This window comes from Apilactobacillus apisilvae, assembly GCF_023380225.1.
Classification (GTDB): domain Bacteria; phylum Bacillota; class Bacilli; order Lactobacillales; family Lactobacillaceae; genus Apilactobacillus; species Apilactobacillus apisilvae.
Map to the genome: position 1 here is coordinate 959,244 of NZ_CP093362.1, position 20,138 is coordinate 979,381.

General features: G+C 31.8%; 16 protein-coding genes. 10 read left to right on the plus strand and 6 right to left on the minus strand.

The features are described from left to right. Positions 1-50: 50 nt before the first annotated feature. The 3 genes from MOO46_RS04945 to MOO46_RS04955 all read right to left on the minus strand — a co-directional run bounded on the left by MOO46_RS04945 (position 51) and on the right by MOO46_RS04955 (position 3,603). Complete coding sequence (locus MOO46_RS04945; protein ID WP_249510587.1) at positions 51-1,484, minus strand: GH25 family lysozyme; 1,434 nt, start codon at positions 1,482-1,484, stop codon at positions 51-53. A gap of 131 nt (positions 1,485-1,615) precedes the next feature. Then, positions 1,616-2,917: a sensor histidine kinase gene (locus tag MOO46_RS04950; protein ID WP_249510588.1), complete on the minus strand. Its 1,302-nt coding sequence runs from the start codon at positions 2,915-2,917 to the stop codon at positions 1,616-1,618. Further along, a complete protein-coding gene (locus MOO46_RS04955; RefSeq protein ID WP_249510589.1) occupies positions 2,917-3,603 on the minus strand; it encodes a response regulator transcription factor in 687 nt (228 codons plus the stop codon). The genes MOO46_RS04950 and MOO46_RS04955 overlap by 1 nt, the downstream gene beginning before the upstream one ends. Positions 3,604-3,705: 102 nt before the next feature. Here MOO46_RS04955 and MOO46_RS04960 point away from each other — a divergent pair, with 102 nt between their 5' ends. From MOO46_RS04960 to MOO46_RS04975, 4 genes are all read left to right on the plus strand, one after another. Beyond that, entirely contained in the window at positions 3,706-4,098 is a 393-nt protein-coding gene (locus tag MOO46_RS04960) for a GtrA family protein (protein WP_249510590.1), read from the plus strand. Beyond that, entirely contained in the window at positions 4,098-6,164 is a 2,067-nt protein-coding gene (locus MOO46_RS04965; protein ID WP_249510591.1) for a glycosyltransferase family 39 protein, read from the plus strand. The genes MOO46_RS04960 and MOO46_RS04965 overlap by 1 nt, the downstream gene beginning before the upstream one ends. 20 nt (positions 6,165-6,184) lie before the next feature. Next, entirely contained in the window at positions 6,185-7,156 is a 972-nt protein-coding gene (locus MOO46_RS04970) for a glycosyltransferase family 2 protein (RefSeq protein ID WP_249510592.1), read from the plus strand. A gap of 116 nt (positions 7,157-7,272) precedes the next feature. Beyond that, complete coding sequence (locus MOO46_RS04975; protein WP_249510593.1) at positions 7,273-8,202, plus strand: restriction endonuclease; 930 nt, start codon at positions 7,273-7,275, stop codon at positions 8,200-8,202. A gap of 98 nt (positions 8,203-8,300) precedes the next feature. Here the strand turns inward: MOO46_RS04975 and MOO46_RS04980 are convergent, their stop codons facing one another. After that, positions 8,301-9,260: a ketopantoate reductase family protein gene (locus tag MOO46_RS04980; RefSeq protein ID WP_249510594.1), complete on the minus strand. Its 960-nt coding sequence runs from the start codon at positions 9,258-9,260 to the stop codon at positions 8,301-8,303. Between the two features lie 203 nt (positions 9,261-9,463). Here MOO46_RS04980 and MOO46_RS04985 point away from each other — a divergent pair, with 203 nt between their 5' ends. The 3 genes from MOO46_RS04985 to MOO46_RS04995 all read left to right on the plus strand — a co-directional run bounded on the left by MOO46_RS04985 (position 9,464) and on the right by MOO46_RS04995 (position 12,151). Further along, entirely contained in the window at positions 9,464-10,825 is a 1,362-nt protein-coding gene (locus MOO46_RS04985) for a hemolysin family protein (RefSeq protein ID WP_249510595.1), read from the plus strand. Between the two features lie 70 nt (positions 10,826-10,895). Then, positions 10,896-11,363, plus strand: coding sequence for a class Ib ribonucleoside-diphosphate reductase assembly flavoprotein NrdI (nrdI, locus tag MOO46_RS04990; protein ID WP_249510596.1), 468 nt, complete (start codon positions 10,896-10,898; stop codon positions 11,361-11,363). A gap of 38 nt (positions 11,364-11,401) precedes the next feature. Further along, complete coding sequence (locus tag MOO46_RS04995; protein ID WP_249510597.1) at positions 11,402-12,151, plus strand: nitroreductase family protein; 750 nt, start codon at positions 11,402-11,404, stop codon at positions 12,149-12,151. A 30-nt stretch (positions 12,152-12,181) separates the two neighbouring features. Here the strand turns inward: MOO46_RS04995 and MOO46_RS05000 are convergent, their stop codons facing one another. Beyond that, entirely contained in the window at positions 12,182-13,348 is a 1,167-nt protein-coding gene (locus MOO46_RS05000; protein WP_249510598.1) for an MFS transporter, read from the minus strand. A 240-nt stretch (positions 13,349-13,588) separates the two neighbouring features. On the opposite strand from MOO46_RS05000, the gene zwf reads away from it, so the two are divergent. The 3 genes from zwf to MOO46_RS05015 all read left to right on the plus strand — a co-directional run bounded on the left by zwf (position 13,589) and on the right by MOO46_RS05015 (position 18,253). Further along, positions 13,589-15,061, plus strand: a complete 1,473-nt coding sequence (gene zwf / locus MOO46_RS05005) for a glucose-6-phosphate dehydrogenase (protein WP_249510599.1) — start codon at positions 13,589-13,591, stop codon at positions 15,059-15,061. An 82-nt stretch (positions 15,062-15,143) separates the two neighbouring features. Beyond that, positions 15,144-16,583 carry an NADP-dependent phosphogluconate dehydrogenase gene (gene gndA, locus MOO46_RS05010; protein WP_249510600.1) on the plus strand — a complete coding sequence of 480 codons (1,440 nt, stop codon included), beginning with the start codon at positions 15,144-15,146 and terminating at the stop codon, positions 16,581-16,583. A gap of 131 nt (positions 16,584-16,714) precedes the next feature. Further along, positions 16,715-18,253: a multicopper oxidase family protein gene (locus MOO46_RS05015; RefSeq protein ID WP_249510601.1), complete on the plus strand. Its 1,539-nt coding sequence runs from the start codon at positions 16,715-16,717 to the stop codon at positions 18,251-18,253. 568 nt (positions 18,254-18,821) lie between these two features. Here the strand turns inward: MOO46_RS05015 and MOO46_RS05020 are convergent. Continuing rightward, positions 18,822-20,084 (minus strand): cation:dicarboxylate symporter family transporter, encoded by a 1,263-nt coding sequence (locus MOO46_RS05020; RefSeq protein ID WP_249510602.1) that lies wholly within the window; start codon positions 20,082-20,084, stop codon positions 18,822-18,824. Positions 20,085-20,138: the final 54 nt, after the last annotated feature.

A 20,138-nucleotide genomic window follows, 5' to 3' on the forward strand; every position in this document is an offset into this window, starting at 1 on the left:
TAGCATAAAAAAATAGTAAATTGAATCAACAATTTACCATTTTGTAAGTATTATTTAAATGCACTTTGGTAAATCCAACCGACTAATTTACCGTGATAATAAGCTTGGTAATAATAACTATTCCAGCCATCTTTTATCGCACGACGATTAATCGTCATCCGCTTATTAGCATAAGTATATCCATGAGCAGTAGTTTTAGTATTAGCAAATCCACTGTTATTTACATGATTATGAAAAGCTACTTTAGGGTTACTTTTCATAACTTTAGTAGTGTAAACGTTGGAATACTTTACATTTGGAACCAGTGCCTTAGTGTTAACCCATCCTAAAGCATGTCCGTTAGAATACATCCGATAGTACGTTCTACCATTAACAGTTGCAATCGAATTAATATAGACACGTTTACGAGTATAATCACTAACGCTACCGTTAGAATAAGTTTGGCCTTCGAATTTATTATCGCCTGGAACATGATTATAAATTTGATAATCATAGCCAGACTTAATTGTCATTGTTTTACTTTGTTGTACATATTGTGTATTTTTAGGTTTTGTTTGTGACTGATTAGAATTATTGTTTTGACCTTGATCTGAAGAAGTTTGATCGGATGTGTCTTGACTACTTGTGTTACTTTGATCTGAATTATTATCAGAACTTACATCCTTGTCAGCACCACTTTGCGCATTAGCTTGATTTTGGTCAACGGATTGTGATGAAGTATTATTTTGAGTGTTTGAACTGTCATCACTGGTACTGGGTACTGAAGAGGGCTGTGTATTGACATCAGCTGTATCACCAATAAACCAGCTAGCATCCTTAGAGTTTAACAAGTTAGCATCAATATTTTGACCTAATGCATTAGAGTAAAAATCACTAGCAAATTGCCATAAGACATGTTCACGACTGGGTTCATTATTTTGATAAGCTGCCAGCCAGAATCCATCATATGAACTAACTGCATCGGCAGCATGGGATTGCATAAAGTAAGCATTAGAATAAAGCAAAATCTTACGTTGTCCGACTAATGGACGTAAAGCATTAACCCAAGCTTTAGTTGCATTATTAGTTCCTCCCGAAGTAACCGTCTGTGCTTCATAATCATTTACATAAAAGCGAGCATTGGGAGCTCTTTTATATAAAGTTCGAGCTTCATCGGCAGCATCTGAAGGACTATCATATTGACTAAATGAATATACTCCATATGGAATCCCATATTGATTTAACAAATCACGATTATGTTGAAATGTTTTATCTGCATATTGACTACCATATTGAACTCGCAAAATAACAAAAGGAACTTCTCCTTTTAATTGTTGCACCTGAGCATCAGTAAAATTGTGTTGCCATTCAGATAAATCATAAATAGTGTTATTTGTGTTAGCATCATTAACTGATGCAGCATGAACATTATTTCTAGTTGAACTAAATGTAACCATTAATAATGTAAATGCTATAAAAGTTAAAACAAAATTTTTAATTTTCATACCTTGATAGCGAGTCTTATATAAAATAAAACTCTATATCTTTAACACCTCCCTCCTATATTTTAATCTTAATTGTAACAAAGAGGACGCAAAAAGATAGGGGGATTCAGTTTAAGTTTTCATTACAAATATTAGATATTTATATTAACGACAAATACCGTCCCCGTAGGATGATTATCACGCACTAAAATCTTGCCGTGATGCTGATCAACAATCCATTTAGCAATCGATAATCCTAATCCATTTCCACCTGTTTTAGAATTTCTGGATTTATCGGTTCGATAAAAACGATCAAAAATACGTTTTTTATCATCATCTGAAATACCGTTACCAGTGTCTGAAATTAGCATTTTTAAATTATTATGCGTGTTGCTGATTTTAACGCTGACACTACCACCCTGTGGAGTATACTTAATAGCATTATCCATCAAAATTACAAATAGTTGTCTAAATAAATCAGTATCAATATTACCAATTCCATCGACTTGAATATCAGTTAATAGAACCTTCTTTTGACTATCCGTAATTTCAAAAAAGGGCTTAATCATATTATTAAAAAATGGCTTTAAGGTAATCTTTTGTTTCTTCGACTGAATAATATTTGAATCGGATCTAGCTAAAGTCAGCAAACGTTGCGTTAAAGTCTTCAAATGTTTAGATTCATCCAAAGTTGTTGAGATTGGTTCAATTTGTTCAATTACTTTATCGTTAGGTTTAGTTAACAAATACTCCATTTGATTTTGAATAACTGTTAATGGTGTTCTTAATTCATGAGCTGCATTTGCACTAAACTCTTTTTGCTTATGCCATGATTTAATAATTGGCTTCATACTAGATTTAGATAAGTAGTAAGCAATTAATATTGCAATAATCCAAAAGAACAATAATGTAATAATTAACGACTCAACAAAACTATGCAAAGCTAGCAAATCTGAATCAGTATTTTGTAAAATTAATACATACTTTCCTGCATATGCTGGATTTTCGTTATCTTGGTCGACTTTAATAAGTAATGAACGAAAATGCGTTGTAAAATCATTAGATATCAAAGTTAAATCCTGTGCTTTATTTATCTTAAAACGATCTAAAGTTAGTCGACTTAATAAACCATAAGAACGTTGTCCCAACATATTTTTATTTAGAATTTTGCCACTTTTATCAAAAACAATAATGTTAGTTTGAAAAGCTGCATTCTTATCAGGTGTTATTGGTGTTGGGTTATTCTGTGGCTGAATTGATAACGGGCCCTGATGAACATTACGTTCAATATGTTTTTTTTGACTATATAAACCAGCATCAATATTTGAATAAATAGAATTTTGAAAGAAAAAATAAACAATAAAACCTAAAAGAGAAAATAAAATTGCAAAACCAATTAATTCTTTAATAAATAATTTAAGTTGTTGTTTATGTTCAAGTAATCTTTCTTTCACTATTCTTCACCCTCTAGCATGTAACCAACATTACGCAAAGTTTTAATTGGATTCTCTCCAGAAATTTGTTTAATCTTTTTCCTTAAGTTGCTCATATAAACTTCAACGACTGTTAATGATGTTTCAGAATCAAATCCCCATAATCGATCAAAAATTTGATCCTTAGTAATTATGGTTGAAGGATTTTGTAAAAAGTAAACTAATAAATCGTATTCTTTCCCATTAAGCATTAATTTTTGGCCTTGGTACTCAACTTCATGTCGACTTAATTCAATCACAAAATCAGCATATTTTAATTGATTATTATTACCAATTCGACCCGTTCTTTTCAATAAAGCTTTAACTCGCATGATTAATTCTTCTCGATGAAATGGCTTTGTTAAGTAGTCATCTGCCCCTAGTTCAAAACCATGAACCTTGTCAGCTAAAGTGTCTTTAGCCGTCAAAACCAACACTGGCATATCAATTTCATCAACTGTTCGCCAATGTTTCAAAATATCATATCCACCAATTTCAGGTAACATTAAATCTAATATGGCGACATCATAAATACCTTCTTGGCCTAGCATTTGTCCATCAAAACCATCATTAACAACTTTAGTTTTTCCTAATGGTTGTAAAAATTTTTCAACACTATTAGCAAGTGCTTCATCATCTTCAACAATTAGAATATTTAAATCTTCCATGTAAACACCTCATTTTAAGTTTAATTTATGATTAATTTAAGTTTAGTTTAGGTTTCTTAAACTAGACTTAAAGCATTCTAAAAGAAAGGAAAGCCCATTAAGATGAAATCGATTAAACAATTTTTTAAGTTTGGAATCATTGGTATCATAAATACATTATTAACTTATCTAATTTATACAATATTATGGAAACCAACTTCACCAACAATCGCAATGGCAATTGGATATGGATTAACATCCCTCATTGGTTTAACCATAAATAAAATATGGGTATTTAAATCTACCAATAATTTAAGTCATATTGCAGCTAAATACTATGCCACTTATTTGTTCACTTGGTTATTAAGTATCACTAGCACTAACTTAATTAGTAGTTATTCCAATCTAAACAAGCAATTAATTCCAATTATAGCTTTAATTATTACAATACCGACAAATTTTGTCTTAAGCAAATATTGGGTCTTTTCTAAATCTAAATTTAAGGAGGCGTCGTAATGAAAAAGAAATTTAAAATCGATTGGATATTAACAGTCATTTTAGTCGTTGCTTTAGTTTTATATGGCTATGGTACTTGGAAAACTGGCTCCGCCAATGATTTTTACACATCTGCCATTACAAGTATGACGCAAAGTTTTAAAAATTTCTGGTATGCCAGTTTTGATCCAGCAGGATATATAACGGTTGATAAGCCACCGGTTGCATTATGGTTTATGGCAATTTCAGCAAAAATATTGGGTGTTTCTAATTTTAGTGTCGTTTTACCATCAGTTTTATTCGGTGTCGGTTCGGTATATTTAATGTATCGACTAATCAAGCCCAAGTTTGGTGTCACTGCCGGACGAATTGCAGCTTTGGTAATTACAATCACTCCCATTTTTGTTGCTGATTCAAGAACTAATAATATGGATACTACTTTGGTTTACTTCCTATTATTATCAATTTGGATGTTGCAAAAAGCTGTTGATAAAAAGAATCTATTTTGGTTAATGGGCAGTTTTGCGACGATTGGTTTTTCTTTCAACATTAAAATGCTCCAAGCATTCATGATTGTCCCAGCAATGCTACTTTTTTACTGGTTATCAAGTCAACAAACATGGAAGAAAAAAATTTTTCATACATCCCTCGCCATGATTTCATTAATTGTATTAACACTTTCATGGCCATTATCAGTCGACATGACATCAGCCAATAATCGTCCATATGAAGGTGGTTCTCAACACAATTCCGTTATGGAATTAGCTTTTGGATATAACGGAACGCAAAGACTTCTCGGTCAAACAACTGGAACTGGTGGTGCTTTTGGTGGAATGGGTAATAAAAATTCCAAAAATGGTAAAACTAGTCAACCCAGCCAAAACAAATCGAGAAATAAACAAATGCCGCCTAATATTGGTAAAAACAATAGAATGAAAATGCCTACTAATGGCAAACGTCCTGGTAATATGAAACAAGGTCATGGTGGGATGAATGGCGGCGGTGGTGCCTTCAATATTGGGACTGCCGGTCCACTAAGATTATTCCAATCATCATTAGGTCCACAAATTAGTTGGCTACTACCATTTGCAATTATTGGGATGATTGCTGCATTTATCGTTTATGCAGACCCTAGAAGAAAATGGTATCAATTCACTAAAAAGCAAAAACAGGTGGTTTTATGGACTGGTTGGCTAATACCAGTTGCTGGTTTCTTCTCAGTTGCTAGCTTCTTCCATCCCTACTACACCATTATGTTAGCTCCAGCAATCGCTGCTTTAAGTGGAATTGGTCTTGTTGCAATGCTAAAAGCATTAAAATTATTCAATAATAAAGACTTAAGATTCTATTTGTTACCCACAGCAATTATTACCACCGCTGGTCTCCAGGCATGGTATGTATCAAGTTACTACATTTGGTTAAGTGTTTTAATTTTAATTGTTGGGATTACCACTAGCATAGGCATCATATTTATTAGATCTAAAAAAGCAATTAAATCACTAATTATTGCTGGCCTAATATCAATTGCAGTAGCACCTAGTTTCTGGTCATTAACCCCTACTTTAGCTAAAGAATCGGCGGCTATTCCGACTGCTGGACCTGATTTATTAAGTGGTGGCAACAACGGTGGTGGTATTGGCAGTGGCTCTGTAAATAACCAACTATTAAGTTATTTACAAAAGAACCAAGGAAACGCTAAGTATCTATTTGCTACCGCTGATTCTGGCACCGCAGCTCCTTATATTATCAAAACCAAGCAATCCGTTATGGCAATGGGTGGTTTTAATGGGACTGATCCTGCGATGTCATTAAGTAAATTTAAAAAACTAGTTAAATCTGGTCAAATTAAATATTATCTAGACGCAGGTAAATCAGGATCTGGTAACAACACAATTGTGAACTGGATTAAAAAACATGCTAAAAAGGTTAATGCCAATAAATATGGTGGAAATCAAAATTCAAATGCTCAAAAGATGCCTGGCAATATGAAATCAGGTAATCTACCTAATAATAAACGTTCTAATATGATGGGTGGTCCTCAAAACAGTGGTAACACTTTATACGACCTATCAAATATTTATAAATAATTTGATTGGAGGTGGCTAAAATGGAGACTAATCAAGAACTAATTTCCATTGTTCTTCCGGTATTTAACGAAGAGTCTGGTATTCAAAATACAATTGAAATTTTACAAAGATTTATTGCATATCAACCCGAAAAATATGAATTAATTTTTGTTGATGATGGTTCAAAAGATAAAAGCGCTGATATTATAAAAAAACAAAAGGAAAAATACCCAACTATTAAGTTAATTGAATTTTCAAGAAATTTTGGTCATCAGCTCGCTATTACTGCTGGAATTAAGTATGCTAAAGGTAATGCAGTTATTGTAATGGATGCTGACTTACAGGATCCCCCTTCAGTCATTCCTAATATGATTAAAAAATGGCATGATGGATATGATGTTGTTTATGGAAAAAGGCTGGTTCGTGAAGGTGAAAGTATTTTTAAAAAATTCACTGCCAAAATGTTTTATCGACTAATGAAAAGTATTTCAAATATTGAAATACCATTAGATACCGGTGACTTTAGGTTGATGGATGCTAAAGTAGTCAAAGAACTGAATAAGTTAAAAGAACCTGAACCTTTTGTAAGAGGCTTAGTCAGTTGGGTGGGCTTCAAACAAACTTCGGTTCAGTATGAACGTCAAGAAAGGACTGCTGGTGAATCTAAATACCCATTATCTAAGATGATACGACTAGCCAGTGATGGAATTACATCATTTTCAGCCGTCCCATTAAAAATAATGAATTATGCTAGTATTTTTAGTATTTTAATTGGTTTTATTTATGGATTAGTAAAAATATTTAATCACTTTAGTTCAGTTGATTTTGCTACATGTTCAATGTTTATTCTAAGTGGGATTATTATGTTTGGCTTAGGCACTGTTGGTAATTATCTGTTTAGAACTTTCGATGCATCTAAACAGCGCCCCCAATATATAATTGCTAATCGCTATGGCTTTGATTATGAGAAAAATAAAAAATATTTAAAAACTCTAAAACAAAATAATGGCTAAATTAAAGGGATGCTTTTAAGCATCCCTTTTATAATTGGTAAAGCTTGCTATACTAGGAATAGCAAGCTTTTTTTGATAAACTAGAAAATAATAATTAACTAGAAAGAGTAATCTTTGTGAAAATTTTAAATATAATCAGAAGATGTTTATGTATTTTAATCTTTATAAGCATGCTAACTGGGATCATTGAATTTAAAGTTAGCCCATTTAATTTATGGATAACCCAACTTCTATCGATTTTTACTAGTGTTTGTTTAATATATGTAATCTTGCCTAGCAATGAACGCAAATTTTTAAAAACAATTATTTTTAATATAACTGGACGTAAAAATTTCACTTTTAAAGTTAAATATAATCAATCAACCAACTTAAAATATGATGATAACAATACATCAAGATTAAAAAGAAATGTTTTTTTTGAAAAATCGAACCAATATAATCAAAAAATTTCAGAATTGATAAATACTAAACAAAAATTGGAAGAAAATATTGAATCAATGAATGCTTATAAAAATAAGTTAAATCAGGAAGTCACTAAAATTAATAGTGTCTATCAAGAACTACATATTTTACAAGAGCAAAAAAAACAAAATATTGATGAAATAAGTAAACTAAAAGAACAAAAAATAAACATTCAAAAAAGTACTGAATATCATGAATTTATAGAATATAAAGCAAAAAATGAATTAAAAAACATTGATGAACTAGACGGTTATCAATTCGAAAAATATACTTATAACTTACTTAATAAATTAGGTTTTCAACAAATTAAAATAACTAAAGGCAGTAACGACTACGGAATTGACATTTTAGCGAAAAATGGAGAAACCAGTTATGGCTTTCAATGTAAATTATATTCTTCCCCAATTGGTATCAAGGCAATTCAAGAAGTTAGTGCTGGAATTGAATATTATAAGTGTAAAAAAGCAGTTGTAATAACTAACAGTTATTTCACGCCAAACGCAATCACTGCTGGTAAAGCATTAGAAGTAGATTTATGGAATCGTGATAAGTTATTAGAATTACTAAAAGAAATAAATGAGTAAAGAAAAAGAGCAGCCCAAGGGCTACTCTTTTACTGCTTAATGAGTTACTTAATCTATTTTATGTGATTTTGACAATTATTTAAACCATTTTAGTCATTTTATTTTTTAAACTGACGCATTTTTTCTGCTAAATGGACTTCATGAACCACGAATTCATGCGTTTTACAGATATAATCATTGGATCGACCAATTTTTGCAATATATCCATTAATATAATCAACTTCAGTATTACGCCCTTTTGAAAAATCTTGATACATTGATGGATAATGATATTTTAGTGCATGACAACTATCAATAACTAATTGAACATTTGATTGTCGAGTTCCTAACAATGGAATATTAGCCCTTTCACAAGCATCAAATGACTCATTGAATAGTTGACGAGCCATATCCGGAACTCCTTCATATTGAATCAATTCACCCATTCTAATTTCAAACATCGTACATAATGTATTTACAACAGCATTAAAAATAACCTTAGTCATACACATTCCCAACCATTCATCAGCCATGACTGGTCCTAAAGTTGCTCTATCAAAATCATTAAAAATACTTTTAGTAGTATCGTTTAGAGAATAATTCTTATAAGGAGCCATATGCATTGCTTCACTATTTTTAGGCCCCATAAAATCAACATCCCCAGGACCATTTAAAACTGTTGCAATCATTGCAGTTCCTGTAACGATATGATTTTCATCAAAATATTGATCTATTTTTTCAAAATGCCCCATTCCATTCATTGCAGAAAAAACATATTGATCTTTATGAAAAAGACCTGCCTTCGAATCTCTTTCTAATTCTTCTGATAATTGCATTTGTTTCTTAAATATAATCCAAACATCAGGATGTCCCGAATATTCCTCAGGATAATACATATTAATCGGAATTAATTTTTTATTTTGATGATCTCTAGATACATAAACTCCACCTTGACTCTTTACCTTTTCAACATTGGGTTTCCAAGTATCAATAAAATCAACTTCTACATTAGCATTTTCTTTAAGCAAAATCCCGTATCGATACCCCATTGCTCCAGCACCAATTACTCCATATTTCATATGTATCACTCCTTGTTTCATTGTTATTATAATTAAATTTATTACTACAATTAGAATAAGTCAATCTTATTTTAATCCAATTTTAATATTTCTAAAGTCCTTTGATTATCAAATCACTTAAAAAATGCCTTAATAACAGGTATAATATAGATAGTGTAATAAAATTTACATATATTTTATATTAAGAAACGGGGAATGTTCTGTTGGATAGTGGTGCATTAGCATTTCAAATCATCATTGTTTTAATCGCATTCTTCTTCGCTGCATTCTTTGTTGCGTGTGAATTCGCATTAGTACAAACACGTTATAGTATGTTGGAAGAAGAAGAAGAAACTAAAGGAAAATCCAAAAAGTTATCTCGTGAAATGTTCATGATAACTAATTTAAATGATTATTTATCTACAACTCAAGTGGGAGTTTCACTTAGTGGGATTATTATGGGTTGGATTGGTGAAGCATTATTTGTTGATGGATTATTTAGCTTATTAGAAATCGATCCAAATTTCATTAATCCTGGTACTGCTCATGCTATTGGTAGTATTGTTGGTGTTTTAATTTTAACTTATCTAGAAGTTGTCTTTACTGAAGTAGTTCCTAAAAACATTAGTATTGCAATGCCTAGAAGAATTTTAGGATTAATCGTTACCCCATTACATTACTTCCATAAGGTATTTTATCCTGGCGTTTGGGCAATTAATATTACTGCTGCCGGAGTAGTAAAATTGATGGGGCTTAAAATGACTGATGAAAGTGATGAATCAATGTCACAAGCAGAAATCCTAAACATTTCTAAAGATGCAGTTAAAAATGGTGCGCTTGAAAAATATGATTACTTGTACATGCAACGAGCATTTGATTTTAATGATAAAGTTGCTAAAGATATCATGATTGACCGAACTCAATTGACTGTTATGGATATTAATACCAGTGTTAAAAACGCTATTGGTACATACCTACAAACTAAATATAGCAGAATTCCAATCGTTGAAAATAATAACAAGGATAATATTTTAGGTTATGTTTACTGTTACGATATGATTCGCCAATCAAGAGTTAATAATGATATTAAAGTAAAACGTCTATTAAGAGACATTACAACGGTTCCAGAAAACATGAAAATTACTGAAGTTCTCCAAAAAATGATTACAATGAGAACTCCAATCGTTGTTGTTGTTGATGAATATGGTGGAACTTCAGGCATCATTACTGATAAAGATATTTATGAAGAACTATTCGGTACAGTAAGGGATGAAATTGATCCTGCAACTAATGAATATGTTTTCAAACAACCTAAGGGAACTTATCAAGTAAGTGGTAAAATGACTACTTATGATTTTGAACGTTATTTCAAAACTGAAATTAAAGATTTTAGTCGATCTGATAGTGTCACCCTTTCTGGTTACTTCATAGATAATAATCCTGAAATGAAGATTGATAAAGGTACTGAATTCCATATTGATAACTTTAAATTTAAAGTACTTCACTTTGAAAATTCATTTATTGATTTATTTGAGGTTAACATTAATGATGATGAAGTAAAAAAAGAAGATCATGACAATAAATAATAATTGTTAATAAAAATCTGTTAGAATTAATTTCTAACAGATTTTTTTATTTAGAAAGGAAGTTTCAAACTTGAAAACCATACGCATTCTTTATATTTCAATTGCTGGTAACACTCGTAATTTTGTAAACAATCTAATTGAATTTTCTAAAAAAGTAAATGAAGATGATGAAAACAGTCCATTAATTGAAGCTACTGAAATTTCAGATCAAACTGATTTTGATCATGAAAATAGTAACTTTTTTGCATTTGTCCCCACCTATTTAGATGGTGGTAATGGCATTGATAATGGTGTTAAAGAAATGATGACAAATGCTCTAGGTGAATATATTGCCTACGATGACAATCAAAATTACTGTATTGGCGTAGTTGGTTCAGGTAATAAAAATTTCAACGAGCAATATTGTTTATCGGCTAAAAGATATGCAGAATCATTTGATTGTCCATTTGTTGGTGATTTTGAACTACGTGGCAATGATAGTGATGTATCTAGAATTTATGAACTACTAAAGCAAATTACTTTAAACGATAAAAATTAAATGCTAACATTTTTTTATTAAAGTAAGGAGTAATTAATATGGAAAATAATGAAGTGTTAAATACGATTAATAGCCATCGTAGTATCAGAAAATTTACTAAACAAAAACTAACTAGCGATGAGATTGAAAAATTAATTCAAGCTGCTAGTAGAACCTCAAATAGTATGAGTGAACAACAATATTCAATTATTAGTGTAACTGATCCTAAAAAATTAGCTAAATTGGGGGAAATTACACTTCATCATTTACCAGATAATGCCGGACACTTTTTACTGTTTATTGCTGATCAACACCGAAATGCAGAAATCATCAAGCATCATAATCCCGATGCAAACTTAGAAGCATTACATTCTGCTGATAAGTTCTTAGCATCAGTGCATGATGTTGATTTAAGTGTCCAATCCACATTACTTGCCGCTGAAAGTATGGGCCTTGGTGGTACGATTATGGGTAGCATTTACAATAATCCTAAAGAAATCATTAAAATGTTTAACTTACCTAAATTAACTTTTCCAGTTTTAGGTTTAGCAATTGGTCATCCAGATGAAAAGCCAGATTTAAAACCACGTATTAATACTGAATTAATGCATTCTGAAAACACCTATAAAGAACCTGATATGGACTTGGTTAAAAAATTTGATAAAAAAATTAATCAATACTACAAAAGCCGTAATAAGAATCAACGCGATACTAACTTCTTCAAAAATATTTGGAGCGATATATCTAAGGGCGATTATCGAAAAGATTTACTTCCAACAATTAAAGAACAAGGCTTTCTAATTAATTAAAAAGTCGGACTTATAATAGTCCGACTTTTTTTACGCTATTTTTTTATTTTTAAAAATTACAATGATTAAAGTTAAAACAATAATTGAAGCGGTAAAGATAAATAATGCATTATACCCTAAATATTCAACAAAGAAGCCTCCATATAATGGACTAACTGCTCGACCCGCTGACATTAGAGCATTGAATACTCCTTGATATTTTCCTTTTTCGGATTTGCTAGATAATTGATCAATCCAAGCCGGAACATCTGGTAATCCAATCATTTCACCAAATGTTAAGAAAATCATTATTGTTAAGAAACCAGCATAATTTTTAGCAAAAATTAGTCCATAAAATGAAATCGCAAAAATAATAATTCCAATAAACACTTGGGTAGATATCTTTGCATTAATTTTTTTGCTTAAATAATTAATCAATGGTTGTCCAATCACGATCATTAGACCATTAACAGTCCAAAGGCTAGAATAACTTTCGAATGAAATTCCCATGTTGACCATATGAACAGACATAACACTTTCCCATAAGGTATAACTTAGATATACACCAAAAATCATAATACAAATTGGATAAATCAGTTTAGTAACTGAATTTTTAACTGACTCAACTTCCTTATGATCGGATGCAACATATTGTTGCTCATTAAAATCAACATTGAAATAAAAGAACGTCATTAACCACAATGCAACATAGAAAATACTTGCTGCGATGAAAACAATTGCAATTCCGTATTTTAAAAGATATCCAACCATCGCAGTTCCAATTACAACTCCTAAATTAAGACCAATATATAGAAGATTAAAAACTGAACGAACATCCCGATCTTTTACGGTTGTTGCATATGAATTTAACAATGTCAGATTAATTCCATCACCAAATCCTAAAAAGATTAATAAAACGGCAAACGTTGGCCAACCATTGAAAAAGATTAATAATAAAATGGCGATTGATGAAATACTAATTCCTAACATCGATGCCTTGTAAGCTGACCAATGATCGAATAAAAAGCCACCCACATAATTACCAAGAATCATAAAACTAGACATTAATAATAGTGAAATTCCAGAAACCAGCAAAGATTTATGTAAGTAATCATTAATATACATAGTAACAAGAGGCCACATAAATGAAGCTCCTGAATTAAGTAATAATGAGTACATAAATATAAGTTTCATCCCTAGACTGTTTCTTTTTTTCATAATCACTCCCCCTATTATGTAATTTCACATTAGTTTCATTATAATGCTTTTAGTCTCCTCTCTTCTAAATAATTAGCTCACAATATCATTAATATTAATGATAAAGCGTTTTCATTTCTTTAATGAGCAGAGTTAAAAACACTTTTTTAATTTTAATTTGTGTTATATAATAATTGTGTATATAAAGTAAGATTTATTTCAATCTTACTTCGTTAAAATTTTATGTGAGGAGTGACGGTATTGGCAACAGCAACTCGTGCCTTGTTCATGCTTTTTGGTGCAACAGGTGACCTAGCTAAACGTAAACTATACCCTTCAATTTTTAATTTATATAAAAAAGGATATATTGATAATAAACATTTCGCATTAATTGGAACTGGTCGTCGTGAATGGAGTAATGATAAATTTCATGATGTCGTTTTCGAATCAGTAAAAGATAATGCTGAAAGTGAAGATCAAGCTAAAGATTTCGCTAGTCATTTTTACTACATGTCACATGATGTAACTAATCCTGAACATTATGATGCACTAAGTGAATATGCTAACAAATTAGATGCAGAATATGATGCTCAAGGCAATCGTATTTTCTACATCTCAATGGCTCCTAACTTCTTTGGTACTGTCGCTAAGAATTTAAAAGCACATAATTGCTTATCAAATAATGGTGGTTTCAACCGTTTGATTATTGAAAAGCCATTTGGTCGTGATTATGAATCTGCCGAAGAATTGAATAATGCGTTAGGTAAATCATTTAACGAAAATCAAGTTTATAGAATCGACCACTACTTAGGTAAGGAAATGGTCCAAAACATTATTGCATTACGTTTTGGTAACCCTCTTATTGAAGGTATGTGGAATAATAAATACATTAAAAACGTTCAAGTAACGCTCTCAGAAAAATTAGGAGTTGAAGAACGTGCTGGATACTATGATGGTGCTGGTGCCCTTCGTGATATGACCCAAAACCATACCATGCAAATGCTAAGTATTCTTACAATGGAAGAACCAGTTTCATTCAAGGATATTGATGTTCGCAGTGAAAAGATTCGTGCACTACGTAGTATGCGTATTTATACTCCTGATGAAGCTCGCGAAAACTTTGTGCGTGGCCAATATGGTAAAAATGGTGATCAAGCTGATTATCGTCATGAAGACAATGTTCCTGAAGACTCAAATACAGAAACATATGTTGCTGGTAAAGTTATGTTTGATAACCAACGTTGGGCAAACGTGCCATTCTATGTTAGAACTGGTAAAATGCTAGCTGATAAATTTACTCGTATTGACATTGTCTTTAAGAAACCAATTATTGACATTTTTGCCGCTGCTGGTAAACAATCAGGTGACTTACAAAATAACGTGCTAACATTATTTGTAGACCCTGTTAATAAAGTAATCTTACATCTAAATGGTAAGAAAGCCGGTCAAGGAATGGAAATGCAACCACTTGATTTGACTCATACTCAATCAGATGAAGAAAAAGCTGCTACTCCAGAACCATATGAAAGACTTATTCATGATGCCATCTTAGGTGATGCAACTAACTTTGCTAGTTGGGATGAAGTAAGTCGTGCATGGAAGTTCGCTGATGTAATTAGAAATGTCTGGGATACCGATAAACCTGACTTCCCTAATTACACTCCTGGATCAATGGGTCCAAAAGCAGCTGATGATTTATTAGCTCGTGATGGTAACGAATGGATTAAAAAATAATTTATATGACATTTCATATGTAAAATGTTAAAATTTAAGTGTATATTTATACACAATTTTCTTTAAAAAAGGAAGGTTTATAATGGCTGAATCAAAAGCAAACATTGGTGTTGTTGGAATGGCTGTTATGGGTAAAAACTTAGCCCTTAACATTGAAAGCCGTGGCTTCACTGTAGGTATTTACAATCGTTCATCTTCAAAAACAGAAGAAGTAATGAAGGATCATGCAGAAAAGAACTTGGTTCCAAGTTACTCTGTTGAAGAATTTGTTAAATCTCTAGAAACTCCACGTCGTATTATGATGATGGTTAAAGCTGGTAAAGCAACTGATGCTGTTATCAACGAACTATTACCTTTATTAGACAAAGGTGATGTTTTAATTGATGGTGGTAACACAAACTTCCACGATACTATGAAGAGAAATGCTGAATTAGATAAATCTGGTGTTAACTTCATCGGTATGGGTGTATCTGGTGGTGAACTAGGTGCATTAAGAGGTCCATCATTAATGCCTGGTGGTCAAAAAGAAGCATATGATTTAGTTGAACCTATTTTAACTCAAATCGCTGCTAAAGCTAAAGATGGCAAACCATGTGTTTCATACATCGGACCAAATGGTGCCGGCCACTATGTAAAAATGGTTCATAACGGTATCGAATACGGTGATGAAGAATTAATCGACGAAAGCTACAACATTCTACGTAATGGTGCTGGTATTTCAGTTGATGATCTTGCTGACATCTTTAAGGACTGGAACAAAGGTGAACTGGACAGTTACTTAATCGAAATCACTGGTGATATCTTAACTAGAAAAGATGATTTAGGTTCAGACAAGAACAAGCCTATCGTTGACATGATCTTAGACCGTGGTGCTAACAAAGGTACTGGTAAATGGTCATCAATAGACGCTATGGAAATTGGTACTGACCAATCAGTTATTACTGAATCAGTTTATGCTCGTTTCATCTCAATGCTAAAAGACGAACGTCTAAATGCTGCTAAAGTTCTTAATGGACCAAAAGCAACTGACGTTATTGGTGAAGATGACAAGAAAGACCTTATCGAAAAAGTACGTAAAGCACTATACTTCGGTAAGATTATGAGTTATGCACAAGGTTTTGAACAACTACGTTTCGCTTCAGAAGACTATGACTGGGACTTGAAGTTCGGTGAATTAGCTCAAATCTGGCGTGAAGGTTGTATCATTCGTGCACAATTCCTACAAAACATTACTGATGCCTTTGAAAAAGATCCTAAGTTAACTAACTTATTATTAGACCCTTACTTCTCAGACATTGCTAACAAGTATCAAAGTGATGCACGTGATGTTGTTGCTTTGGCAACTAAGGCTGGTATTCCAGTTCCATCACTTTCAGCTGCTGTAACTTACTTTGATTCATACCGTGCTGAAGTATTACCTGCTAACTTACTACAAGCACAACGTGATTACTTCGGTGCTCACACATACGAACGTACTGATCGTGAAGGTAACTTCCATTACCCATGGTATACTGAACAATAAAAAATTAATTAATAATATTTTAAGAGAGATGATTAATTTCATCTCTCTTTTTTATTTATAATTATTATTATTTGCAAACAATTATAAATAATCATATTATATAGATATATTAATAAGGAAGGATGAAAAATATGTCCGAAGAAGATAAAGTTTATAAGGATTATTTTTACTATGAACCTGCATTTAATACTCATGATGGAGGATATGTACCTCTAGAAGAACCAAATATTCCTCAACAAAAATTAAAAATCCCTGAACCTTTGAAGCCTGATAAAGAAACGGATACCGATATGTATTACACAGTCATTTCTGAAGCTGGTGAATCACAAATTATGCCTGGTATAAAGACAAAAACTTGGGGTTACAACCAACCACTACTAGGTAAAACAATCATTTTTAAACGTAGCAAAAATATTCACGTCACCGTTAAAAATGAATTACCCGAATTAACTACTTATCATTGGCATGGATTAAACGTTTCTGGTGATATTGATGGTGGTTGCCATACCCCTGTGTATCCAGGTGAGTCTAAAGTATTAAACTTTAAATGTGATCAACCTGCCGCTACATTATGGTTGCATGCTCATCCATGCCCATCAACAGCTGAACAAGTTTGGCACGGTCTAGCTACTGCTGTTGTCGTCAAGGATGAACATGAAGCATCACTACCCCTACCAAGAAATTATGGTGTTGATGATATTCCTTTGATTTTACAAGATCGTAGATTTCATGAAGATAATCAATGGGATTATCATAAAGATTATGATCCTGATGGTGTTCAAGGACCTACTGCGATGATCAATGGAACTGTTAATCCATATTTTGATGTAACTACTCAAAAAGTTCGTTTTAGAATTTTAGATGGTGCTAACCGTCGTGAATGGAGATTGCACTTTTCAGATGACCTAGAATTCACTCAAATTACTGGCGATGGTAGCTTATTAACACATCCTGTTAAATTCACCCATTTAATGTTAACTTGTGCTGAAAGAGCTGAAATCGTTGTTGATTTTAGTAATTATAAACCTGGTGATGAAGTAATCTTATATTCTGATGATGTTCCAATTGTTCATTTTAGAATACATGAATTTGCAAAAGATGATTCTAAAATTCCAAATGATTTGTTTAAAATGAATGCACCTGAAGTTACTCCAGATACCCCTACTCATAAAATTGTGATGTCTGGTATGGATGAAGAAGTCGCCATCAACGATAAAAAATTCAATATGCAAAGAATTGATACTAAACAAACATTAGGTAGTTGTGAAATTTGGGAAGTAACTAACTCTAATGACTGTGATGGAGGAATGATTCATCCATACCATATGCACGGTTGTTTATTCCAAGTGTTATCTAGAGATGGTAAAGAACCTTATCCTAACGAAACTGGATTAAAAGATACCATTGCTGTTGACCCTAATGAAACAGTCAAACTAAAAGTTTGGTTTGATCATCCTGGTGTATTTATGTATCATTGCCATATCATTGAACACGAAGATGGTGGTATGATGGCCCAAATTGAAGTTCAAGATCCAAAGAATCCACAAAAGTTTAATTTAATGGATATGGATACTTTAATGAATGCATTTGCCAAAGAACGTGGCGTAAAACCTTCTGAACTTAACTTAGGCGGTATGGAATGTTACGATAAAATGAATATGAAAATGTAATATACTTGATTATGTATTCTTTTTTATACTATAATTAAATAGTAAAGGAAAAGATTAATTAAAAAGGAGGAAACAACACATGGCAGATTTAACTTTTGATCCTGGAGCGTCCAAAGATCACTCTATCATGGGAGAATTATTGTCAAACGTTGTTTCAATTCTTTAAAAATCAAGAGTTGAGACAACCACTGACAGTTAATTTTCCCGAACTTATATGATTTATTTTTAGCTATAGATTGTTTAATCTGGAAAAATTAACTGTTGTTGGTTATCTCAGTATCCATTAATTGCATTAATAACAGTGACTTGTTAGCAATTAATAACAGTAAATGGAAATTAAATATTTATAAATTGATGCTTCACCTTTTAGGGAACTAATTGGGGAGGTATGAACAACAGTTTATACCAAACTTTAAAAATAATTAGATAAAATGAGTAATTATGAGATTACACAGAAATCTTCGTTGAGTTATGGGAACATGGCTTACGCCAAAGTAATTGCTGTTTATCTTCATTTAATAATAAAAAGGTCTCAGGAAATATCCTGAGACCTTTTTATTTATAGTAATTATTTTAACTTAGCCATATATTCTTTTTCTTTATTACTATCAAATTCATTTTCTGATTTACCAATAATAACTGTTGCTAAAGAATTTCCAATAACGTTAACAGCTGTTCTTGCCATATCAATAAAACGATCGATACCAGCAATAAAAGTCATTCCAGATAATGGAATATTTACTGTAGATAAAGTTGCTAATAATACAACAAATGATGCTCCTGGCACACCTGCCATACCTTTAGAAGTAATCATTAGAGTAATCAACAAAGTTATTTGTTGCCCAATTGATAAATGAATCCCATAAGCTTGTGCTAAAAACAAAGCAGCTAATGATTGGTAAATAGCGGATCCATCTAAGTTAAATGTATATCCTGTAGGAATAACAAATGAAACTATTGATGGACTAACTCCAAACTTTGTCATTTTATCAATATTTCTAGGTAATGCAGCTTCAGAACTAGCTGTTGAAAAAGCTAAAATAGCTTCTTCTTTAACAACTCTTAATAAATCAAAAATTCTAAAACCAAATATCCTGGCAGCAATTCCCATTACTACAATAACAAAAATAGCCATAGTTGCATAAGTTAGAAGTACAAAATAGCTTAGTGGAGCTAATGCGGATAATCCTAATTCAGCTAAAGTAACTCCAATCAATGCACATACACCAATAGGTGATAGTTTCATGATCCAACCAGTAATTTTAAACATTACTTGTGAGACTGATTCCATGAAGTCAACAATAATCTTACCCTTATCACCAACTGCAGAAGTTCCTAATCCAAAGAATACAGAAAATACAATAATTGGCATCATATCGCCAGTACTAATAGAACTAAAAACATTTACTGGTATTAAATTAATTAAAGTTCCCCATATTCCACTATGATTAGCACTTTTAGCGGTTGCTAAATATTGAGTAATATCACTTCCATGTAGAGAATGAACATTAATAAAATCACCAGGATGGAAAATATTTCCAACAACTAATCCCAAAACAATTGCAATAGTAGTCATTAATTCAAAATATAAAATGGTCTTTCCACCAATTCTACCAAGTTTATGGATATCTCCAATACTTGCAATTCCGACTGTTAAACATGAAATTACAATAGGAATAACAATCATTTGAATTAAACGAATAAACATTGTTCCAATACTTTGCATCGCAGTTATAGCAGTTGCATTTTTATAAAATATGATTCCCAAAACAATTCCTAAAATTAGACCTATAAAAATTTGCCAGCCTAAAGAGAGTTTAAATTTTTTCATATATATAACCCCTTATTATGTACGTTAATATTTATTTTATCATAAAAACTTCAT

Excerpts from the sequence above, each read along its gene's own strand:
- MOO46_RS04945 (WP_249510587.1), bottom strand. The coding sequence starts at position 1,484 with ATGAAAATTAAAAATTTTGTTTTAACTTTTATAGCATTTACATTATTA.
- MOO46_RS04955 (WP_249510589.1), bottom strand. The coding sequence starts at position 3,603 with ATGGAAGATTTAAATATTCTAATTGTTGAAGATGATGAAGCACTTGCT.
- MOO46_RS04960 (WP_249510590.1), top strand. The coding sequence starts at position 3,706 with ATGAAATCGATTAAACAATTTTTTAAGTTTGGAATCATTGGTATCATA.
- MOO46_RS04965 (WP_249510591.1), top strand. The coding sequence starts at position 4,098 with ATGAAAAAGAAATTTAAAATCGATTGGATATTAACAGTCATTTTAGTC.
- MOO46_RS04970 (WP_249510592.1), top strand. The coding sequence starts at position 6,185 with ATGGAGACTAATCAAGAACTAATTTCCATTGTTCTTCCGGTATTTAAC.
- MOO46_RS04980 (WP_249510594.1), bottom strand. The coding sequence starts at position 9,260 with ATGAAATATGGAGTAATTGGTGCTGGAGCAATGGGGTATCGATACGGG.
- MOO46_RS04995 (WP_249510597.1), top strand. The coding sequence starts at position 11,402 with ATGGAAAATAATGAAGTGTTAAATACGATTAATAGCCATCGTAGTATC.
- MOO46_RS05000 (WP_249510598.1), bottom strand. The coding sequence starts at position 13,348 with ATGAAAAAAAGAAACAGTCTAGGGATGAAACTTATATTTATGTACTCA.
- gndA (WP_249510600.1), top strand. The coding sequence starts at position 15,144 with ATGGCTGAATCAAAAGCAAACATTGGTGTTGTTGGAATGGCTGTTATG.
- MOO46_RS05015 (WP_249510601.1), top strand. The coding sequence starts at position 16,715 with ATGTCCGAAGAAGATAAAGTTTATAAGGATTATTTTTACTATGAACCT.
- MOO46_RS05020 (WP_249510602.1), bottom strand. The coding sequence starts at position 20,084 with ATGAAAAAATTTAAACTCTCTTTAGGCTGGCAAATTTTTATAGGTCTA.